The organism is Kitasatospora sp. NPDC047058 (genome assembly GCF_040643935.1).
Classification (GTDB): domain Bacteria; phylum Actinomycetota; class Actinomycetes; order Streptomycetales; family Streptomycetaceae; genus Kitasatospora.
Window position 1 is genome coordinate 20404 of record NZ_JBEYVJ010000009.1, and the last position, 19086, is coordinate 39489.

Genomic DNA, 19086 nt, shown 5'->3' on the forward strand with positions numbered 1-19086 from the left:
GGCCCCGGCCGGCCGCAGCTTCCTCCGCCGGGCAGGTCCGGACCAAGGGCGGACACCGGCGGGTCCTTGGTCCTGCGGCCCGCTGGCCTTCGCCCGCGGCCGCACCGGGCACCCGCTCCGTACGGTGGAAAGCGGCCGGGCGGTCCCCACGGAGCCGCCCGCTCCGTCGGCCCCGCCACTCGTGTCCGCCCCCAGGCGCGAGCCGCGCCCCGACGCGCCCCGGCCGTGCCCCCGGCCGCCCCGCCGTCCCGGACGAGTGCCCGCCGCCCCGCCGGGCATGACCCCCATGAGGGATGAGAACGCCATGACGACCGCCCGCGAGTACTACGCGAGAGGCCTGCGCGACCACCTCGCGCCCGCACTGCGCGCACTGGGGCTCACCGGGTGGCGCCGGACGTTCAGCCTCCCCGACGAGACCCACTGGGCGCTGCTCGGCCTGGTCGACCAGCCCGTCGACGGCCGGGTCCGCTTCACCTTCGACCTCAGCCTGGTCCGCAAAACGGACTGGACCGCCGCGGGCTTCCCCGGCCTGCGCCCCGACCCGCGCGCCGTCTACGGCGTCGAGGCCTGGCGGGCCCGGATCGGCGAGGTGCTGCCGGTCGGCGAGGACGTCTGGTGGGAGGTGCTGCCCGGCCCGCGCTGGCTGGTCGCGCTGGACGACTCGGTCGCCGCCGTCCGCCACTACGGCCTGCCCGAACTGATCCGCCGGGTCGAGCGGGACCGCGCCGGCACCGGTGAGACGTACCTCTCCCCCGCCGAGCTGGAGCAGGTGAACGCCGCCCTGCTGGCCGTCGCGGTGCCCCGGATCCAGCGCGCCGAGCTGGCCGACAAGCGGCTCGTCCTGACCGGCGCCTGGACCCGGGCCGACCCGGTCGCGCGGACCGTCCTGGAGGGCGTCTCGGAGGGCTTCCTCTCCGCCGAGGACCACCGCTTCCACGCGGTGCGCTGTCTGGACACGCTGGGCCGGGAGCTCTGGTCCTTCGACCGGCCCGGCCGGTGAACCCGCAGGCGGGGGGCGGTGTCACGGCGCCCACCGTGACAACCGTCATGCGGATCCCGCAACGGACGGCACTGCTCTGACGGAGGACCGGTCCGGAAGACTGGCGGCACGACGCGGGCACCGGCCCGCGGACGAGCAGCCAGTCCGGGGAGGATCCCACCGTGAGCCAGACCGTCAGCGCCCCCGCCCCCGTCACCACCGTCAAGGCCGCCGGGGCACCCGGCCAGGCCGGGTCCGCGCTCCGCCCGCTCCTCCTGGACGTCGCCGTCCCGCTGGGCGGCTACTACCTGCTGCACTCCGCCTTCGGGATGAGCGAGTTCGCCGCCCTCGCCTGGAGCGGGGCCGTCCCGGCCGTGCGGACCGTGGTCGGCCTGGTCCGCGAGCGCAGGCTCAACCTCTGGGCCTCGATGATGCTCGGCGTCAACGTCATCGGCCTGGCGCTGACCACCGTCACCGGCGACGCCCGGCTGATGCTCGCCAAGGACGGTGCGCTCAGCGGCAGCCTCGCCCTGGCGATCCTCGTCTCCGCGCTGATCGGCCGGCCGCTGATGACCCCGGTGGTGATGCCCTTCCTGACCAGGGGCGACCAGGCCCGCTCCGCGGCCTGGCAGCGGCTCGCCGGGGGCCGGGCGGCCGGGTCCCGCGCCTTCCACCGCCACGAGCGGATGCTCTCCGCCATCTGGGGCACCGCCCTGCTGACCGAGTGCGCGGCCCGGGTGGCCGGCGCCTTCACCCTGCCGGTCTCCACCATGGCCTGGCTCTCCACCGTGTTCCTGGTGGCGGCGCTCGTCGTCGGCTCGGTGCTCGGCCAGATCGCCGCCGACCCGATGGAGAAGCTGATCGGCGCCGAGACCGCCGAGCCGTCCGCCTGCTGACGCCCGGCCGGCCCCGCCCGCCTGGTCGCCCGCCCTGATCGCCTGACGGTCTGTCGCCCCGCCCGCCCGGTCGCCTGACGGTCTGTCGCCCGTCCGAGGAACCATCCGGCCGCCCCGGAAGTCGTGATAACGAGGGGGTAACGGGCCCCCGGCAAGAAACGGGGATCCTGATGAACCGGACGCACACGCCGACCACCACCGAGGACCGCACCCTGGTCTGGGACGGCTGCCTCAACGTCCGCGACCTCGGCGGCCTGCGCACCACCGACGGCGCCCGCACCGCCCGCCGCGCGATCGTCCGGGCCGACAACCTGGACCGCCTCACCGCCGAGGGCTGGGACGCCCTCCTCGATCACGGCATACGCACCGTCGTCGACCTGCGCAACGCCGAGGAGTACAAGCCGCTCCTCCCGCTCCCCGGCGGCGTCGAGCTGGTCCGCGTCCCGCTGGACGAACTGGCCGGCCCCGCCTGGTGGGAGACGCACGGAAGGCTGGACGGCACCCCGCTCGCGTTCCGCCCGTACCTGGACCACTGCCCGCACGCCGCCGCCGAACTGGTCACCACCGTCGCCGGCGCCCGCCCCGGCGGCGTGGTCGTGCACTGCGGCGCCGGCCGCGACCGCACCGGACTGGCCGCCCTCCTGCTGCTCGCCCTCGCAGGCGCCGAACCGGCCGAGATCGTCGCCGACTACCTGCTGAGCGGGCCCAACGTCCGCCCGCTCTACGGCATGCTCGGCCTGCCGGACCAGTACCGCCGGATCGACGCGGTGCTCGCCGAGGCCGGCACCACCGCCGAGGCCGCCGTGCACGCCGCGCTCGACGGCTTCGACCTGGTCGGCCACCTGCGCGCCGCCGGCGTCGACCCGGCCGCCCTGGCCGCCGTCCGCACCCGGCTGCGGGGCGCCTGACCGCTCCCGCCCGCCCGCCCGCCGGACCCCGGTCGGCCGGCCCCGGTCGACCCCGCACCCCGGCACCCCGGCACCCCGGCACCCCGGCCTGGCAGACTGCGCGCGTGATCTTCCGTACCGCCACCCGCCGGGACCTGCCCGCCGTCATCGCCCTGCTCGCCGACGAGGACCGGGTGGTCGACCCGGCCACCGTGGTGGTCGACGAGGCCTACGCCCGCGCCTTCGCCGCCGTGGACGCCGACGCCCGCAACGAGCTGATGGTGCTGGACGAGGGCGACGGCACGGTGCTCGGCTGCCTCCAGCTCACCTACATCCCCGGGCTCGGCCGGCACGGCGAGGAGCGCGCACTGGTCGAGGCGGTCCGGGTCCGCGCGGACCGCCGGGGCGCCGGCCTCGGCCGCGAGCTGCTGACCCGGGCGATCGGCCGGGCCCGGGAGCGCGGCTGCACGCTGGTCCAGCTCACCAGCAACAAGCGCCGCGCCGACGCTCACCGCTTCTACGCCTCGCTCGGCTTCGCGCGCAGCCACGACGGGTTCAAACTGGCGCTCTGACAAGCCGGTTGGGCCCGGGGCGGACACCGGAACCGGGCGCCGCGCCCGGGGAAGGAACGTCCGGCCGGAACGCCCCGGACCTCAATCCGGACTATCGTCAACTGATGGTTGACGACCCTCGGGTCGACAACCTACGGTTGACGCATGGAGAATCCGATCGTTCCCAAGACCACTCCGCTGCGCCTCGACGATCTGATCGAGGCCATCAAGAACGTCCACTCCGACGCACTCGACCAGCTCTCCGACGCGGTCATCGCCGCCGACCACCTCGGCGAGCTGGCCGACCACCTGATCGGCCACTTCGTCGACCAGGCCCGCCGCTCCGGGGCATCCTGGACCGACATCGGCCGCAGCATGGGCGTCAGCAAGCAGGCCGCCCAGAAGCGGTTCGTCCCCAAGGACCCGGGCACGCCCGCCGACCTCGACCCCAGCCACGGCTTCAGCCGGTTCACCGCGCGGGCCCGGCACGTCGTGATGGCCTCGCAGGAGGAGGCCCGGGCGGCCGGCAACGCCGAGATCGGCACCGGGCACCTCCTGCTCGGCCTGCTCGCCGAGCCGGAGGGCCTGGGCGTCAAGGCGCTGGCGGCCCAGGGCGTCACCCCGGCCGCCGTGCGGGAGGCGGCGACCGCCGTCCTGCCGGCCGCCACCGGGGACGTGCCCGGGCTGATCCCCTACGACGCCGAGGGCAAGAAGGTGCTGGAGCTGACCTTCCGCGAGGCGCTCAAGCTGGGACACAACTACGTCGGCACCGAGCACATCCTGCTGGCGCTGCTGGAGCAGGAGAACGGCGCGGGCGTGCTGGCCGACCTCGGCGTGGACAAGCCCGAGGCCGAGACCTTCACCGCGGAGGCCGTCGCCGCGTACATCGCGGCGCGTGCCGACTCCTCGGCCTGAGCCGGGCGCGCCGCTCCGGGGCGGCGTCACCGGTGCTGCGGGGCAACGGCCTTCCGGCGCCCCGCAGCACCGTCGACGCCGTGCTCACCGCGACGCTGTGCTCAGAAGCCGGACACGTGGGTCGTGATGATCCGCACCCGCCCGTCGGCGGCCGCCTCCATCGCCGCCCGCAGGCGCAACAACCGGGCCGGCCCGAGGAGTTCGAGCGCCTCCTCGTCCGCGGCCCAGCGGAAGTCGTCCAGCTCACCGGCCGGGACGGTCACGGGGGTGCCGTCCGGGACGGTGCCGAAGTCGAAGAGGAAGTGCTCGGCCGGGTGGTCGAGTTCGCCGGACGGGTGGGTCCACGAGATGGCCAGCAGGTCGCCGGCCGGCCTGACCAGCCCGGTCTCCTCGGTCAGCTCCCGCGCCGCGCACTCGGCCGGCCCCTCGCCGAGGTCGATCGTGCCGCCGGGGAACTGCCAGTGCTCCCGGTACCCCGCCTTCACGATCAGGATCCGCCCCGAGGTGTCCCGCAGGACGCAGCCGGCGGCCGCGTAGACCCGTGGCAGGGACGCCAGCCACTCTTCCTTGGACTTCAACGGCTCGGCCGACACGCGGTCCTCCTCCGGCGCAGGGGCAACTGCGCCCACTCTGCCACCCCCCGGGCCGGCGGCCGGGGCCGCCTCCCGCCGGAGGGTTTTCCGGAAATCCGCCGACGGGCCGATGAGCCGGGCCCTCCGCGCCGGTCCAACCTCCGTGGACACCAGCCGAGAAACCCCCGTCGAGCCCCGTCTGACCTGTGACGTCGGCGCGCTCACCGCTCCCGACCTGGCCGTTGTGGACGCCCTGGCCCGGCTCCGGCTCGCCGCCGCCCGGCACGGCGTCCGGGTGCACCTGACGAACGCGAGCGGCCCCCTGCGGGAGCTGCTCGCGTTCAGCGGCCTCGGCTGCGTGCTGCCGGCCGACGAGGCCGGCCCACCCGGCTGCGGACTGCCCGAAGCCGGGCTAGTCGGCTCCGGGCTGCCCGGCTCCGGGCTGCCCGGCTTCGAGCCGGGGCGGGAGGCCGAAGAGCGGGAAGAGCGCGTCGGTGTCGAGGAAGTTGGTGAGCCCGGTGATCCGGCCCCCTGACACCTCCGGCACGATCAGCGCCCACGGCTCGTACCCGCCCGCCGGGCTCGGCCGGTACTGCCCGAACGCCGGAACCCCGTTGGCCTGCACCGGAACCAGCCGCGACCCGCGGCAGCCGCACCCCGGGCCGAGCATCCAGGCGCGCAGCTCGTCCCGCCCCTGCAGCCACATCGCGTACGGCGGCATGTTGAGCGTGACGTCCTCGTGCAGCAGCGCCGCCAGCCCCTCCATGTCGTACGCCTCGAAGGCCGAGACGTAGCGGGCGAGCAGCGCCCGGTGGTCCTCGTCCAGCGCACTCACCGGCCGGGCCGCCGGGGCGTCCGCGGCGAGCACCGCACGGGCCCGCTGGAGCGCGCTGTTGACCGACGCCACGGTGACGCCCAGCAGTTCGGCCACCTCGGCGGCCTTCCAGCCCAGCACCTCGCGCAGGATGAGCACCGCCCGCTGCCGGGGCGCCAGCCGCTGCAACACGGCGACGAACGCCAGCCGGACCGACTCGCGCTGCGCGGCCACCTCGGCCGGGTCCCCCGTCTCGGGCAGGACCCGGCCGTCCGGCGCCGGGCCGATCCAGCTCACCTCGGGCAGCTGAGCCTCGGAGGCGGTCGCCACGGTGGACGGGCCGGCCAGGTCCATCGGACGGGCCCTGCTGTTGCGGCCGTTCAGTGCGTCCAGGCAGACGTTGGTGGCGATCCGGTACAACCAGGAGCGCAGCGCCGCCCGGCCCTCGAACCCCCGGTGGCCGCGCCAGGCACGGACCATCGTCTCCTGCACCGCGTCCTCGGCCTCGAAGACCGAGCCGAGCATGCGGTAGCAGTAGCCCGTCAACTCCCTCCGGTACCGCTCCAGCTGGAGCTCGACCGGTTCCTCCGTCATCAGGTCGGCCATGCCGCGCCCCCGTGTGCTGCCCCCGAACGAACGATCATCCCGAACGTACCGCAGGCCTCCGACAACGGCACTACTCCGACCGGGTCCCGTACGTCTGGCCGGAGCCGAAGGCGGTGGTCACGATCTCCCACATCTTCGGGAACTCGTGGCCGGAGACGTCCGTCGGGTTGAGCGACACGACCACCTTGCGGCTGAGGTCACGGGTGGCGAAGACGGCGCTGGAGTAGCCCGGCCGGGAGCCGGTCTTGCCCCAGACCACGACGCCGTTGGGCAGGGTGGCGCTCATCAGGCCCTTGCTGAAGCAGGCGTGGCCGGCGGTCGGGCCGATCTCGCAGTTCTTGTTGTGCACGTTGGGCACGTCCGGGACGGTGAACAGCTCGGCCTGCTGGGCGGGCGGCAGCAGCCGGCCGCGGAGCAGCGCGGTCATGAACCGGTCCAGGTCGGCGGCGGAGGAGATCATGCCGCCCTCCGCCCACGGCCACGGGCTCTGCTCGGTGACGTCCACCCGCTGCTTCGTGCCGTCCGGGCCCGGGACGTCCACGGAGCCGCGCGCGTGCGGGCCGGGCAGGGTGACGTCGTCGCGGTCCGGGACGACGGTATCGCGCAGGCCGAGCGGGCGGGCGATCCGGGCCTGCACCTCCTGGGCGAAGGTCCGGCCGGTGACCTTCTCGACCACCATCCCGGCGACGAAGGTGTTGATGCCGTTGTACTGCTGGGCGGTGCCCGGTGCGAAGCCCATCGGCTGCCGGACGGCGTCCGCGACCACCTGTGCGGGCGTCCAGGAGTCCGCCTTGTGCGCGGCGAACCAGCCCTCGGTGCCGTCCCCGGAGGTCAGACCGCCGCCGCCCGGCAGACCGCTGGTGTGGTCGAGCAACTGGCCGACGGTGACCGGCGGGTACGAAGCCGGGAGCAGCCCGGGCAGGTACTGCTGGACGGTGCCGTCCAGGTCGAGCCTGCGCTCGGCGGCGAGCTGGAGCACCACGGTGGCGGTGAAGACCTTGGAGATGCTGCCGATCCGGAACCGGGCGTCCGCCGGGACGTCCGCCCCGGCCGTGCCGGTCCACCGGCCGCCCCGGCCGTCCGCCCGGACCAGCGCGCCGAGGATGCCGTCGCTCGGCAGGCCGGCCAGCGTCTTCGCCATGGCCGCCCGGTCCAGCGGGGCGACCGGGCGGAGGCCGGCGGCCGGACCCGTGCCGGCCGCGGGGCGGTCGGCCGCCAGGGCGGGCGTCGCGACGCCCGCGCCGACCGCGGCCAGCAGTGCGCCGGCGACGGCGAGGGTGGTCCAACGGCGTGCGCGCTGAGGGGTGTTCATCGGGCTGCTCTCCCACGGTGGCTCGTCCGGGGCGCGGCCCGCGCTGGGCCGTGCCGTTCACGGGAACGAGCCTGTCGGAGTACGGCGCTCCGGCCATCCGGGGCGGCCCCCCACGCGCCCCGGAGCCGACCCCGGGGCAGCCCGGAGCCGGCTCCTGAGCAGGCGTCAGGGGCGGGGGCGCCTCCGCCCCCGCCCCTCGGCGGCCCGGGGTCCGCTCAGTGCGCGGAGTGCTTCTCCGCGCCGCGGTGGCGGTGCCCCTTCAGTTCGGCGTGCATCGCCGGGGCCGAGCGCATCCCCGCCATCTCGACGTCGCGGCCGCCGTGCCGGAAGGCGTCGCCTCCCGCGGACGTGCCGCCGGAGGCGGGCGGGGCGTTGGTGCGCAGGCGTGGTGGCATCGGTCTGGGGCTCATCGCCATGCCGCGGCGCTCCAGCAGTTCCTGGGTGCCCTGGCGGAGCTTGCGGGTACTGCTCGGTGCCAGCTTGGTCATCGTCGGCCTCCCTTCGGCGGTCTCCGGCCGCACAGGCGTCGGCCGGGAGGGCCGCACGGGCGTTATGTCCGGATTTTAGCCGCCCTACACCCGACCCGCCCTGCCACCCGGGGCGTCCCGGAAACCGGACACGGCCCCGGCCCGCACGCCCCGCCCTCGGCCCGTGACACCTCAGCCCATGACCTCGTGGACGTAGCACCAGCGCCAGTCCTCCCCCGGCTCGTACGAACGGATCACCGGGTGGGAGCTGTTGTGGAAGTGCGCGGTGGCGTGCCGCTGCGGCGAGAAGTCGCAGCAGCCGATGTGGCCGCAGTCCAGGCAGACCCGCAGGTGCACCCAGTCCCGGCGCCCCTGGGCCAGGCAGTCGGCGCAGCCGTCCGTCGGCGCGAGGGGCTCGATGTCCCGGGGTGCCGCGGTGAGGTCTTCGCAGGCGCTCATGGACGCAGGGTAGTGACGGCCGGCCCGGCCCGCGGCCCAAGACACGCCCCCGCGGACCGGCGCCGGTCGGTCCGCGGGGCCGGTCGGTCCGTGGCGGCGGTCAGTCCGTGGCGGCGGTCAGTCCGTGGCGGCGGACGCGTCCGGGACCGCCGGTCCGGCCGGCTCCCGCGTGCCGCCCGGCGCCCCGCCGGCCGTCCAGCTCGCCAGCAGGGCCAGCCGTTGCGCGGTCGGCGAGTCCGGCGGGGCGGTGAAGACCACCAGCAGCTGGTCGGCGGAGCCGTTGACGGCCAGCGTCTCGTAGCCCAGGTCCAGTTCACCGACCAGCGGGTGCCGGATCAGCTTGACCCCGTGGGTCTTCTCCCGCACCTGGTGGTCGGCCCAGAGCCGGCGGAACTCCTCGCTGCGCACCGACAGTTCGCCCACCAGCGCGGCCAGCCGGGCGTCCTCCGGGTACCGGCCGGCGTCCAGCCGCAGATAGGCGACGGTCTCGGCCGCGACCGCCTCCCACTGCGGGTAGAACTCCCGGGCGGCCGGGTCGAGGAAGGCGTGCCGGGCCGCGTTGACCTCGCCGGACGACGCGCGGGCCGAGAACCCGTGCACGGCGTCCCCGAGCGCGTTCCAGGCCAGCACGTCCATCCGGCGGCCGAGGACGAAGGCCGGCGTCACCGGCATCAGGTCCAGCAGCAGCCGGGTGCCCTCCCGCACCTGCTGGCGGCCGCGCGGCGCGGCGGCGGGCCGGGGCGGCCGGGTCAGCGACCGCAGGTGCGCGGCCTCGACCTCGTCCAGCCCGAGCACCCGGGCCACCGCGTCCAGCACGGCGTCCGAGGCGCTGGCGCCGCGGCCCTGCTCCAGCCGGACGTAGTAGTCGACGCTGACCCCGGCGAGCTGGGCCACCTCCTCGCGGCGCAGGCCCTGCACCCGGCGGCGGCCGTTCGACGGCAGGCCCACCTCCTCGGGCAGGATCCGGGCGCGGCGTGAGCGGAGGAAGTCCCCGACGGTGTTCTCCATGACCGGCAGCGTAGACCGGGACCGCGGGCGCGAGGGTGGTAACGCCCGTCCCAGGACGGGCTTTCCCGGGCTGCCGTTTCCCGGGAAGGACGCAGCCCTGGGCCGCCGGGCGCGGCGCGGGCAGAGTCGTTCCCGTCAGCCCCGCGAACCCCTTCCCAGGAGCCGAAGATGAGCTACCCCGCCCTCGCCGCCCGGACCGCCGTCGTCACCGGAGCCGCCAGCGGCATGGGTGCGGCCACCGCCCGCCTGCTCGCCGCCGGCGGCGCCGCGGTCGCCCTGCTGGCCCGCCGCACCGAGCGGCTGGACGCCCTGGCCGCCGAGATCACCGCCGCGGGCGGCCGGGCGCTCGCCGTCACCACCGACATCACCGACCAGGCCTCGGTGGACGCCGCCGCCAAGGCCGTCCACGACGCGTACGGGCCGGTCGACCTGGTGGTCAACAACGCGGGCGTGATGCTGCCGAACCCGCTCGCGGACGGCCGGGTCGACGAGTGGACCCGCATGATCGACACCAACCTCACCGGCGCGCTGCGGGTCGTCCGCGCCTTCACCGCCGACCTCACCGCGGCCGCCGCCGAGGGCCGCACCGCCGACCTGGTCAACGTCTCCTCGATCGCCTCGCACGTCGTCTTCCCCGACTACGCCGTCTACGGCGCCACCAAGGCCGCGCTCACCCAGCTCTCCGCCGCGCTCCGCTCCGAGCTCGGCCCGCTCGACGTCCGGGTCAGCGCGGTCGAGCCCGGGCTGACCGACACCGAGCTGGGCGGCCACATCGACAACCCGGTGCTGCGCGAGCAGCTCGGCGGGATGTTCACCGCGATCCCCGCACTGACCGCCGAGGACATCGCCGACCTGATCGGCTACACCGTCACCCGTCCCCGGCACGTCAACCTGCGCCACCTGGTCGCCCTGCCCACCCGGCAGGCCTGACCCCGGGGCGGCTGCGAGGCCGGCGGGGAACCCGTTCGCCCGCGGGTTCCCCGGCCGGCCGGGGAGGCGTCGTGGGAGCATGCCATCCGTGGCGGTAGCAACGGGGAGAACGGACAGCGACACGGGCGGTGCCCGGGCGGGCGGCATACCCGGGCAGGCCGGCCCCGGCGCACCACCGGACATACCGGACGACGCCGGCCTCCCGGACACCACCCCCGCGGCCGCCGGCCCCTCCGGCACCGGCCGGGTCCGCCAGCCGGTCGCGCTCCTCGCCTTCCTCGCCGGCCTCGTCGCGATCGCCCTGACGCTGCTGCTCGCCGACTACGCCCGGGCCACCACCGTCGGCCTGGCCGACGACGTCGGCCAGGCCGCCCGGCTGGTACCGCACCCGCTGGGCGGGATCGCCGGCGGCCTCTCCACCGCGGCCCTGCTGCTGGTCCCCGCGTACTCGGCGGCCCGCCGGCTCCTCAGCCGGGCACCCGACCGCCGGCGCACCCTCCAGCACCTCTCCGACGGGCTGCTCGCCGCCGTCCTCGCCTACGGCTGCTCGCTCGCCCTGGACCTCTGGTTCGACGGCGCCGCCCCCGTCTCGCTGGTCGCCGCGCTCAGCCGGCGGATCCCCGGCGACGGCCTCGTCCACACCGAGCCGGTCTACGGCTACCTGGCCCCGGTCCTCGCCTTCCTCATCGCCTCCGACGCCCGCGAACGCCGGGTGCCCCGGATCGCCCTCGCCGTCTCCGCGCTCGCCGGCCTCTCCTCCGGGTACGCCACCCCGACCGCGCTGCTGCTCGGCCTGCTGATCGGCTGGACCGCGGCCCACGGCACCCGGTACGCGGTCGGCACCCCCGACCCGCGGCCCCGGCCCGCCGAGCTGCTGCGCGCCCTGCGCGAGGCGGGGCTGCGCCCGGCCGCCGCGCACCGCGTCGGCCCGGACCGCTACCTGGTCCGCCAGGAGGCCGGCCGTCCCGACCTCGACGTCCAGCTGCTCGACCGGCAGGCCGTCACCGCCGCCCTGGTCCAGCGCGCCTGGCGCCGGCTGCGGCTGCGCACCGCCCCGCACCCGCGGGCCCTGCGCTCGCTGCGCACCGGGCTGGAGCACGAGGCCCTGGTCTCGTACGCGGCCGTCGCCGCCGGCGTCCGCACCCGCCGGATCGCCGCCACCGCCGAGCTCGGCCGCGACACCGCCCTGGTCGCCTACGAGTACCTGCCCGGCCGCACCCTGGACCGACTTGCCGACGAGGAACTGACCGACGAGCTGCTCACCGACGCCTGGACCCAGCTCGCGCTGCTCCAGCGGCGGGAGATCTCGCACCGGGCCCTGGTGCCCTCCGCGCTGCTGGTCGACGAGGCCGGCGCGGTGCACCTGGTCGACCTCGCGGACGGCGACATCGCGGCGAGCGACCTGGTGCTGCGCTGCGACATCGCCCAGCTGCTCACCACCCTCGCGCTCCGCACCGGTGCCGAGCGGTCGGTGCGGACCGCGGTGGCGGTGCTCGGCCGGGACGCCGTCGGCGCGGCCCTCCCGCTGCTCCAGCCCATCGCCCTGGCCCGCACCACCCGGACCGACCTCAAGCGCGCCGCCGCGGCCGCCCGTGCGGCCGGCGCGCCCGCCGGCGCGCCCGCCGGCACGGCAACCGCCCGACCCGAGCCGGGACCCGGGTCAGCCCCCGATCAGGCCGCCGATCAGGCCCCCGCCGCACCGCCCGCCGAGCTGCTGGACGCCATCCGGGCCGAGGTCCTGCGGACCCAGCCGCAGGCGCCGGTGCGGCCGGTCAAGCTGGAGCGGCTGCGCCCCCGCACGCTGATGGCGGTCGGCGGCGGCGTGGTGGCCGGCTGGCTGCTGCTCCCCCAGCTGTTCGCGAGCGAGCAGAACCCGATCGCCGCCGTCGCCGACGCCGACCCGCTCTGGCTGGCGCTCGCCCTGGTCGCCGCGACCGCCAGCCACTTCACCGCCGCGATGGGCTTCGTCGGCTTCGTGCCGGAGCGGCTGAACTTCCGCCACGCGGTGCTCGCCCAGGTCGCGGGCTCCTTCGTGAAGCTGGTGTCGCCCGGCGGCGTCGGCGGGGTGGCCCTGAACACGCGCTTCCTCCAGCGGGCCGGCCTGCCGACCGCCCAGGCGCTGTCCAGCGTCGGCGTCGGCCAGATCTTCGGCCTGACCCTGCACCTGCTGCAGCTCGGCGCCTTCGTCTACCTGCTGGACCTCGAACCCGGCGGCTCCGAGCTGGACGCGCTGCCGGCCGTCGTGAGCGGCCTGGCCGGGGCCGCGGTGCTGCTCGCCGTGGTCTCGGCGGTGCCGCCCGCCCGCCGCTGGCTGGCCGCCCGGCTGCGGCCGCTGACCTCCGAGGTGCTGCCCCGGCTGCTGGAGCTGCTGCGCAACCCCGGGCGGCTGGCCGTGGGCCTGGCCGGCCAGCTGCTGGTCTCGCTCTGCCTGGTCGCCTGCCTGTACAGCTGCGTGCGGGCGGTGGGCCGGGAGCCGGCCTTCGCCTCGGTGGCGGTGGTGTTCCTGATCGGCAACGCCGTCGGCAACGCGGCGCCGACCCCGGGCGGGGCCGGCGCCGTGGACAGCGCGCTGGTGACGCTGCTGGAGCACACCGCGTCGATGGAGGAGGGCGGCGCGCTGGCCGCCGTCGCGCTCTACCGCCTGCTGACCCTGGTGCTGCCGGTGCTGCCGGGCTGGGCGGCGTTCGCCTGGCTCCAGCGGCGCGGGGCGCTGTAGGACCGGTCCCGGAACGCCGGGCTACTCCCGGTACTCGTCCTCGTCGAGCTGCACGACCCTGCTCTGTTCCGCGACGTCCGCCACCTCGGTCGCCGGGTCGGCCCCGAGCGCCCGGCGCTCGGCCAGCTCGTCGTACTCGTCGTCCTGCTCGGCCGTGTCGTCCGGCGCCACCGCCTCGTCGACCTCGTCGATCAGATACTCCTCGTGATTCTGCGGCATGGCATCCGTCCTCGCTGCTCGGAGGCGCCCACGGGCACGTCAGGGGGTACTGGAAGTATCCGTCCGCGGCCGCCGGGGCGCGATGCGCCGACCGCCGCTCGGCGTGTTGTCCGAGCCCCCGCCGGAGCCGGTCCGACGGCCCCGGCAGGCGCGGAAAACGGGGGCCCGGCCGCCGGGGGTACGATCAGTCGCGTACCAGCAGGGCTTACCCACACCCACCCGGTGGCCCCGAAGCCCTTACGAACGACGGGGAAATCATGTCCGGCTCGCACTACTTCTCCGGTGCACCCGAGGTCGCCAGCGAGCGCCGTCCGATCACGGTCACCCTGCCGGACCTCACCCTGGAACTGACCACCGACGCCGGGGTGTTCTCCCGCAGCCGGCTGGACCCGGGCACCAGGATCCTGCTGGAGCACGCCCCGCCGCCGCGGGTCCGCGGCCCGATCCTGGACGTCGGCTGCGGCTACGGCCCGATCACCCTGACCTGGGCGACCCGCCGCAAGCGGCTGCCGGTCTGGGGCGTCGACGTGAACACCCGCGCCCTGGAGCTGGTCCGGCTGAACGCCGAGGCGCTCGGGCTGGGCAACGTGCAGGCGGTGCTGCCGGAGGACGTCCCCGAGGACCTGCGGTTCGCGGCGATCTACTCCAACCCGCCGATCCGGATCGGCAAGGGCGCGCTGCGCCGGCTGCTGCACCAGTGGCTCGGCCGGCTCACCCCGGACGGCTCGGCGTTCCTGGTGGTGCAGAAGAACCTGGGCTCGGACTCGCTGCAGAAGTGGCTGAACGAGCAGGGCTACCCGACCACCCGGGTCACGTCGGTCAACGGGTTCCGGATTCTGGAAGCGCGGCCCCGCCCGGAGGGCGAGGGCCCCGAGAGTGGACGAGGTACGACGTCGTGAAGCAGCTCCGCGGGACCGAACTGAAGCGGCTGCACCGCTCGTGGCGGCGCAGCAACGAGTTCCGGCTCGCGCTGATCCTGGAGAACCTGCAGTCGCCGTTCAACGTCGGCTCGGTGGTCCGGACCGCCGCCGCGATGGGCGCCGAGAAGCTGTACCTGACCGGCGACACCCCGTCGGTGCGCTCGGCCGGCGCGCAGAAGGCCGCCATGGGCACCGACAAGTACCTCAAGGTGGAGCAGTTCCCGACCGTCGCCGAGGCGGTGGCCTCCGCCAAGGCCGACGGCTTCAAGGTGGTCGGGCTGGAGCTGGCGGACGAGGCGCTGCCGATGTTCGCCGCCGAGCTGACCCCGGCGGTCGCCTTCGTGCTGGGCCACGAGGACCGCGGGATCACCCCCGACGCGCTGGGCCTCTGCGACCAGGTGGTGTTCGTCCCGCAGCTGGGCCGGGTCGGCTCGCTGAACGTCTCCGCCGCCGCGACGGTGGCCTGCTATGAGGCGCGCCGCCAGGGGTACGCGATCAGCGGCACCCCGGACGGCAGTGACGCCGGCGGCCTGGACCTCGACGACGAGTGACCGGCCGGCCGGCGGGAGGGGCCTCGCGTCCCTCCCGCCGGCCGGCGCGGCTCACACCTCGACCAGCACCTTGCCCCGGTTCGCCTCCCGGTCCAGGTAGAGGCTCCGGTAGGCCTGCGGGATCGCGTCGAAGCCCTTGTGCACGGTCTGGTCGTAGCGGATCTCGCCGCGCCGGACCAGCCCGCCGAGCTCTGCGTGCATCGCCGCCAGCCGCGGCCCGGTGAACCACTCCTGGGCGAAGATCCCGCGGATCGTGGTGCGCGGGAACATGATGTACGGCAGCAGCCGCGGCCCGGTCAGCTCACCGTTCACCGTGGTCGCCCACTGCCAGCAGACGGCCACCCGGCTGTCCACGTTGAGCATGGTGAACACCGCGTCGGTGATCGTCCCGCCGAGGTTGTCGAAGTAACGGTCGATCCCGTCGGGGGCGGCGTGCAGCAGCGCCTCGCGGGCCGTGCCGGCGTCGTCCGCCTGGTCGTACAGCACCACCTCGTCGAAGCCGAGCTCCTTGAGGTACCCGGCCTTGCCCGGTGACGCGGTGGTGCCGACCACCCGGCCGGCGCCCGCGCGCCGGGCCAGCTGGCCCACCAGGGTGCCGATCGAACCGGAGGCGCCGCTGATCACCACGGTGTCGCCGGGGCGGACGGCCAGGAACGTGGTGAGCGTGCCCCAGGCCGTCATGCCGGGGGCGCCCATGACGCCGAGCGCCGTGGAGACCGGCAGCCGGTCGTCGTAACAGGCCGGGTCGAGCCGCCGGTAGGCCGGGAAGACCATCGGGAAGGCGCCGGTCCTCCACACCTCCTCGGCACCGTTGTGGACGACGTGGCTGCGCCAGCCGCCGAAGCCCTGGACCAGGTCGCCCACCCGGAACGCCGCCTCCGGCCCCGCCTCCAGCACCTCCATGACCGAGTCGGCGCCCATGTGGTCGCCGACCGGCGTCTCCAGGGCGAGGCCGTTCTGGTACGGGTCGACCGAGACGTACCTGGTCCGGAGGAGCATCTCGTCCGGGCGGAGGCTGATCTCGACCTCCTCGACCACCTTCCGGTAGATCCGGTTGACGTCCGGCACCCCGTCGAGGTGCTCGCGGACCACCCACTTCTCGATCTTCATGCCGGGGCCCCTGTCGGTGCGGTGCTGGTGGACGGGATCTCCTCGACCAGCTCGGCCAGTTCCGTCGGCCGGCCGACCGGGAGGACGAGGTGGGTGGGCGGCGGCGCGTCCGGGTCGGTCCCGGCGGTGAACTCCAGGCCGTCGTCCCGGCAGACGAACTGCATCACGTGCCGGCCGGCGGCGGCCGCCCGGATCAGCCCGCCGATGGTGGCCCACACCCCGGAGAGGTAGAAGTTCGCCAGCCCGGGGAGCACCGGGCCGCGCTTCTTGATCTCCTTCTCCATGGTCTCCGCCCCTTCCACGAAGGGGTTCCAGCCCGGGAAGGTGCCGTCGTACACGCCGGTGTAGCGGACCTGGGTGAGCGGGGTGGAGACGTCCGCGACGGCGACCGCCTCCTTGAAGCCGGGGAAGCGCTCGTCCAGGAAGGCGACGATGCCGTTCCGGACCCTGCGCTTGGCCGCCGTGTACTCCCGGCCGTGCTTGACCGGCAGGGTGTGCAGTTCCTCGCCGCGCCGGACCCGGGAGGCCTGCTCCGGGCCCTCGTGCAGCGCCCGCCAGGGGGCGATGTCGGAGAAGTAGGTGGCGAACACCACGGTGGAGTCGCGGGGCGCCAGCTCCGGGTAGTGCCGGGTGCGGAACTGCACGTTCATGCTGGGGCAGCGGATGCCGGTCAGGCCGGCGGACTCCCGCTCGCTCAGCAGGTACGTGGTGCACGGGTCGCCCTCCGGGAAGGGCCGGCGCAGGCCCAGGAAGAGCGCGACGTAGCCGGGCGACAGCTGGCCCGGCTCGTCGATCAGCGAGGTGTAGAGCCTGCGGTAGGTGTCGTTGAGGTAGCGGCCCTTGAGCAGCTTCATCACCGTGGTGTGGCCGTCGGCCGCGGAGACCACGATGTCCGCGCGGTACTCCCGGCCGTCGCTGAGCCGGACGCCGACCGCCCGGTCGTCCTCGACCAGGACCTCCTCGACCTTGGCGTTGTAGGTGATCTCGCCGCCGAGCCTCCGGTAGCGCTCCTCGACCGACCGGGCCAGGCCGAGCGAGCCGCCCTCCGGCACCCCGGCGGCCCGGTTGGCGTGCGCGGCGAGCTGGAAGTAGAACGGCAGCACCGGGAAGGCCGGGTGCTTCTCGTAGAGGATGAAGTTGAACGCCTCGCGCAGCAGCGGGTCGCGGAACCGCCTGGCGTAATCGGTCATCAGCACGGTGATCGACCTGCGGATGGTGGAGAGGTACGGGAGGAACGAGGCCAGCATCCGCCAGCGTTCGACCCGGCCCATCAGCCCGACCGGCTTGAGGAACGGGTAGACGGCCAGCGCCTTGCGGAAGGTGCGGATGCCGTCGCAGAACTCGCGGATCGGGACGGCGTCGACCGGGGAGATCCCCAGCAGGTGGGCCTCCAGCCGGTCCGGGTCGGAGTAGAAGTGGACCGCCCGGCCGTCCCGGCCGCGGACGATGTTGAACGCGTCGAAGTGCCGCATCTCCTTGCCCTGGAGGGCGCCGAGCTCCAGCCAGATCTGGTACATCTCGTTGCCCGGGCCGTTGCCGAGCAGCCAGCTGATGCACCAGTCGAAGGTGAAGTCGCTGCGGTCCCAGCCGGTGCAGGAGCCGCCGGGGATCTCGTGCATCTCGAAGATCCGGGTGCGGTAGCCGTTCATCCGGGCGTAGCAGCCGGTGGAGAGGCCGCCGAGGCCGCCACCGATGATGATCATGCTCTCCCGGCGTGCGGCCGGTGTGTCCCGGGGCGGTGTGTCCCGGGGCGGTGCCTTCCGGGGCGGCGCCTTCCGGGCCGGAGCCCTGCGTGTCGCGGCGTCGTGCGCCGGGGTGTCATGCGTCGCGGCGTCGGCCGTCGCGGCGCCCCGCGCTGCGGTGTCCCGTGCCAAATCCGTGGCCTTCCTCGTCGTCCTCGTCCTTGCCGTTGCCGTGGCCGTGGCCGTTGCCGATGCCGTGGCCGTCGCGGTGGTCGGCGGGGTGGTCACCAGGCGACCGGGAGCGCCTGCAGGCCGTTCACCATGGCGTCCGCCTTCCAGCGCAGTTCGTCCTCCGGGACGGCCAGCCGCAGGCCGGGGAGCCGGTCCAGCACCGTCTCGATAGCCACCTGCAGCTCCAGCCGGGCCAGGTGGGCGCCGATGCAGTAGTGCACGCCGTGGCCGAACCCGATGTGCGGGTTGCCCGGGCGGTCCAGCACCAGGCGTTCCGGGTCCTCGAAGACCTCCGGGTCGCGGTTGGCGGCGGCGGTGGCGATCATCACCGCGTCGCCGGCCCGGACGGTCACCCCGCCCAGCCCGACGTCGGCCGTGGCGTAGCGGGGCAGGCTGAAGCCGGTGAGCAGCGGCACGTACCGCATCAGCTCCTCGACGGCCTTCGGGATCAGCTCGGGCCACTCCCGGAGGCGCTTCAGCTCGGCGGGGTTGACCAAGAGTTGGTGGAAGAAGTTGCCGATCTGGTTGGTGGTCGAGACGAAGCCGGCGATCAGCAGGTCGCAGGCGATCGAGAGCAGCTCCTCCTCGGTGATCAGGCCCTGCTCGCGGCAGGCCCGGACCAGGACGGTGAGCAGGTCCTCGCCGGGCTCGCGGCCGCGCAGGTCCAGCACGCCGGCCATGTAGGCGATGAACGCCTGCCCCTCGGCCACGAGCACCTCGGCGGGGGTGACGGCGGAGAGCACCGTCTCGGCCCAGTCCCAGAGCATCCGGTGGTCCTCGGCGGGGATGCCGAGCACCTCGCAGATGATGGTGGTCGGCATGGGGATGGCGAAGTCCTCGACCAGGTCGGCCGGCCGGCCGACGGCCACGAAGGCGTCCACCAGCTCGCCGGCCAGCTCGCGGGCCCGGGCGCGCAGCCGCTCGATCCGCCGGGCGCTGAACTCCCGGGCCACCAGCGAGCGCAGCCGGGTGTGTTCGGGCGGCTCGGTGGAGAACAGGCCGGCGCCGGTCCGGGCGACCGGCCGCATCCGGGGCTGGTCCTGGCCCATCGCCTCGGCGAGGCTGAAGCGCGGGTCGGCGAGCACCGTGCGGACGTCCTCGTAGCGGGTCACCAGCCAGGCGCCGTCACCGTACGGCAGCCGGACCCTGGCCGGCGGCTGCTCGCGCAACTCGGCGTAGTGGGGGTGCAGTTCGAGCCCGCGCGGCTCGAAGGGGTAGGCCAGCGGCTGGCGCTGCCTGAGCATGGGGCGGTCCACCTCTC

General features: G+C 75.0%; 19 protein-coding genes and 1 pseudogene. 10 read left to right on the plus strand and 10 right to left on the minus strand.

Annotation, left to right across the window (positions count from 1 at the left end):
• Positions 1–304: 304 nt before the first annotated feature.
• The 5 genes from ABZ885_RS02375 to ABZ885_RS02395 all read left to right on the plus strand — a co-directional run bounded on the left by ABZ885_RS02375 (position 305) and on the right by ABZ885_RS02395 (position 4228).
• On the plus strand, positions 305–1000 hold the full coding sequence (locus ABZ885_RS02375) for a hypothetical protein (RefSeq protein WP_360182394.1): 696 nt from the start codon (positions 305–307) through the stop codon (positions 998–1000).
• Positions 1001–1161: 161 nt separating this feature from the next.
• Positions 1162–1875 carry a VC0807 family protein gene (locus tag ABZ885_RS02380; protein ID WP_360182397.1) on the plus strand — a complete coding sequence of 238 codons (714 nt, stop codon included), beginning with the start codon at positions 1162–1164 and terminating at the stop codon, positions 1873–1875.
• A gap of 170 nt (positions 1876–2045) precedes the next feature.
• The gene (locus tag ABZ885_RS02385) at positions 2046–2783 is read left to right on the plus strand and encodes a tyrosine-protein phosphatase (RefSeq protein WP_360182399.1); all 738 of its coding nucleotides are present in this window, start codon (positions 2046–2048) and stop codon (positions 2781–2783) included.
• A gap of 104 nt (positions 2784–2887) precedes the next feature.
• The gene (locus tag ABZ885_RS02390; protein WP_360182402.1) at positions 2888–3334 is read left to right on the plus strand and encodes a GNAT family N-acetyltransferase; all 447 of its coding nucleotides are present in this window, start codon (positions 2888–2890) and stop codon (positions 3332–3334) included.
• Positions 3335–3478: 144 nt separating this feature from the next.
• On the plus strand, positions 3479–4228 hold the full coding sequence (locus tag ABZ885_RS02395) for a Clp protease N-terminal domain-containing protein (protein WP_360182405.1): 750 nt from the start codon (positions 3479–3481) through the stop codon (positions 4226–4228).
• A gap of 101 nt (positions 4229–4329) precedes the next feature.
• On the opposite strand, the gene ABZ885_RS02400 is transcribed toward ABZ885_RS02395, so the two are convergent.
• Positions 4330–4821, minus strand: coding sequence for an NUDIX hydrolase (locus tag ABZ885_RS02400; protein ID WP_360182408.1), 492 nt, complete (start codon positions 4819–4821; stop codon positions 4330–4332).
• Between the two features lie 109 nt (positions 4822–4930).
• Between ABZ885_RS02400 and ABZ885_RS02405 the strand changes: the two are divergent.
• Positions 4931–5140 (plus strand): annotated as a pseudogene (locus ABZ885_RS02405) (hypothetical protein); the annotation flags it as partial.
• Between the two features lie 72 nt (positions 5141–5212).
• On the opposite strand, the gene ABZ885_RS02410 reads toward ABZ885_RS02405, so the two are convergent.
• The 5 genes from ABZ885_RS02410 to ABZ885_RS02430 all read right to left on the minus strand — a co-directional run bounded on the left by ABZ885_RS02410 (position 5213) and on the right by ABZ885_RS02430 (position 9466).
• Positions 5213–6220 (minus strand): sigma-70 family RNA polymerase sigma factor, encoded by a 1008-nt coding sequence (locus tag ABZ885_RS02410; protein WP_360182411.1) that lies wholly within the window; start codon positions 6218–6220, stop codon positions 5213–5215.
• A gap of 70 nt (positions 6221–6290) precedes the next feature.
• Complete coding sequence (locus ABZ885_RS02415; RefSeq protein ID WP_360182414.1) at positions 6291–7532, minus strand: serine hydrolase domain-containing protein; 1242 nt, start codon at positions 7530–7532, stop codon at positions 6291–6293.
• Positions 7533–7747: 215 nt separating this feature from the next.
• Positions 7748–8020, minus strand: coding sequence for a hypothetical protein (locus ABZ885_RS02420; RefSeq protein ID WP_360182417.1), 273 nt, complete (start codon positions 8018–8020; stop codon positions 7748–7750).
• A gap of 171 nt (positions 8021–8191) precedes the next feature.
• Positions 8192–8458 (minus strand): UBP-type zinc finger domain-containing protein, encoded by a 267-nt coding sequence (locus tag ABZ885_RS02425; protein WP_360182420.1) that lies wholly within the window; start codon positions 8456–8458, stop codon positions 8192–8194.
• Positions 8459–8575: 117 nt separating this feature from the next.
• Positions 8576–9466 (minus strand): helix-turn-helix transcriptional regulator, encoded by an 891-nt coding sequence (locus ABZ885_RS02430; RefSeq protein WP_360182423.1) that lies wholly within the window; start codon positions 9464–9466, stop codon positions 8576–8578.
• Positions 9467–9634: 168 nt separating this feature from the next.
• Between ABZ885_RS02430 and ABZ885_RS02435 the strand changes: the two genes are divergently transcribed.
• Both ABZ885_RS02435 and ABZ885_RS02440 read left to right on the plus strand, forming a co-directional pair.
• Positions 9635–10396, plus strand: coding sequence for an SDR family oxidoreductase (locus ABZ885_RS02435; RefSeq protein ID WP_360182426.1), 762 nt, complete (start codon positions 9635–9637; stop codon positions 10394–10396).
• A gap of 88 nt (positions 10397–10484) precedes the next feature.
• Positions 10485–13112, plus strand: coding sequence for a lysylphosphatidylglycerol synthase transmembrane domain-containing protein (locus ABZ885_RS02440; protein WP_360182429.1), 2628 nt, complete (start codon positions 10485–10487; stop codon positions 13110–13112).
• Positions 13113–13133: 21 nt separating this feature from the next.
• Here the strand turns inward: ABZ885_RS02440 and ABZ885_RS02445 are convergent, their stop codons facing one another.
• A complete protein-coding gene (locus ABZ885_RS02445; RefSeq protein WP_360182432.1) occupies positions 13134–13331 on the minus strand; it encodes a hypothetical protein in 198 nt (65 codons plus the stop codon).
• 257 nt (positions 13332–13588) lie between these two features.
• Between ABZ885_RS02445 and ABZ885_RS02450 the strand changes: the two genes are divergently transcribed.
• Together ABZ885_RS02450 and ABZ885_RS02455 are read left to right on the plus strand one after the other, a co-directional pair.
• A complete protein-coding gene (locus ABZ885_RS02450; protein ID WP_360182435.1) occupies positions 13589–14230 on the plus strand; it encodes a methyltransferase in 642 nt (213 codons plus the stop codon).
• Positions 14227–14802 (plus strand): TrmH family RNA methyltransferase, encoded by a 576-nt coding sequence (locus ABZ885_RS02455; RefSeq protein WP_360182438.1) that lies wholly within the window; start codon positions 14227–14229, stop codon positions 14800–14802. The genes ABZ885_RS02450 and ABZ885_RS02455 overlap by 4 nt, the downstream gene beginning before the upstream one ends.
• A gap of 51 nt (positions 14803–14853) precedes the next feature.
• On the opposite strand, the gene ABZ885_RS02460 is transcribed toward ABZ885_RS02455, so the two are convergent.
• The 3 genes from ABZ885_RS02460 to ABZ885_RS02470 all read right to left on the minus strand — a co-directional run bounded on the left by ABZ885_RS02460 (position 14854) and on the right by ABZ885_RS02470 (position 19069).
• On the minus strand, positions 14854–15912 hold the full coding sequence (locus ABZ885_RS02460) for an NADP-dependent oxidoreductase (protein WP_360182441.1): 1059 nt from the start codon (positions 15910–15912) through the stop codon (positions 14854–14856).
• Positions 15909–17615: an NAD(P)/FAD-dependent oxidoreductase gene (locus ABZ885_RS02465; protein WP_360182444.1), complete on the minus strand. Its 1707-nt coding sequence runs from the start codon at positions 17613–17615 to the stop codon at positions 15909–15911. Before ABZ885_RS02465 ends, ABZ885_RS02460 begins: the two co-directional genes overlap by 4 nt.
• 263 nt (positions 17616–17878) lie before the next feature.
• Positions 17879–19069, minus strand: a complete 1191-nt coding sequence (locus ABZ885_RS02470; RefSeq protein ID WP_360182447.1) for a cytochrome P450 — start codon at positions 19067–19069, stop codon at positions 17879–17881.
• Positions 19070–19086: the final 17 nt, after the last annotated feature.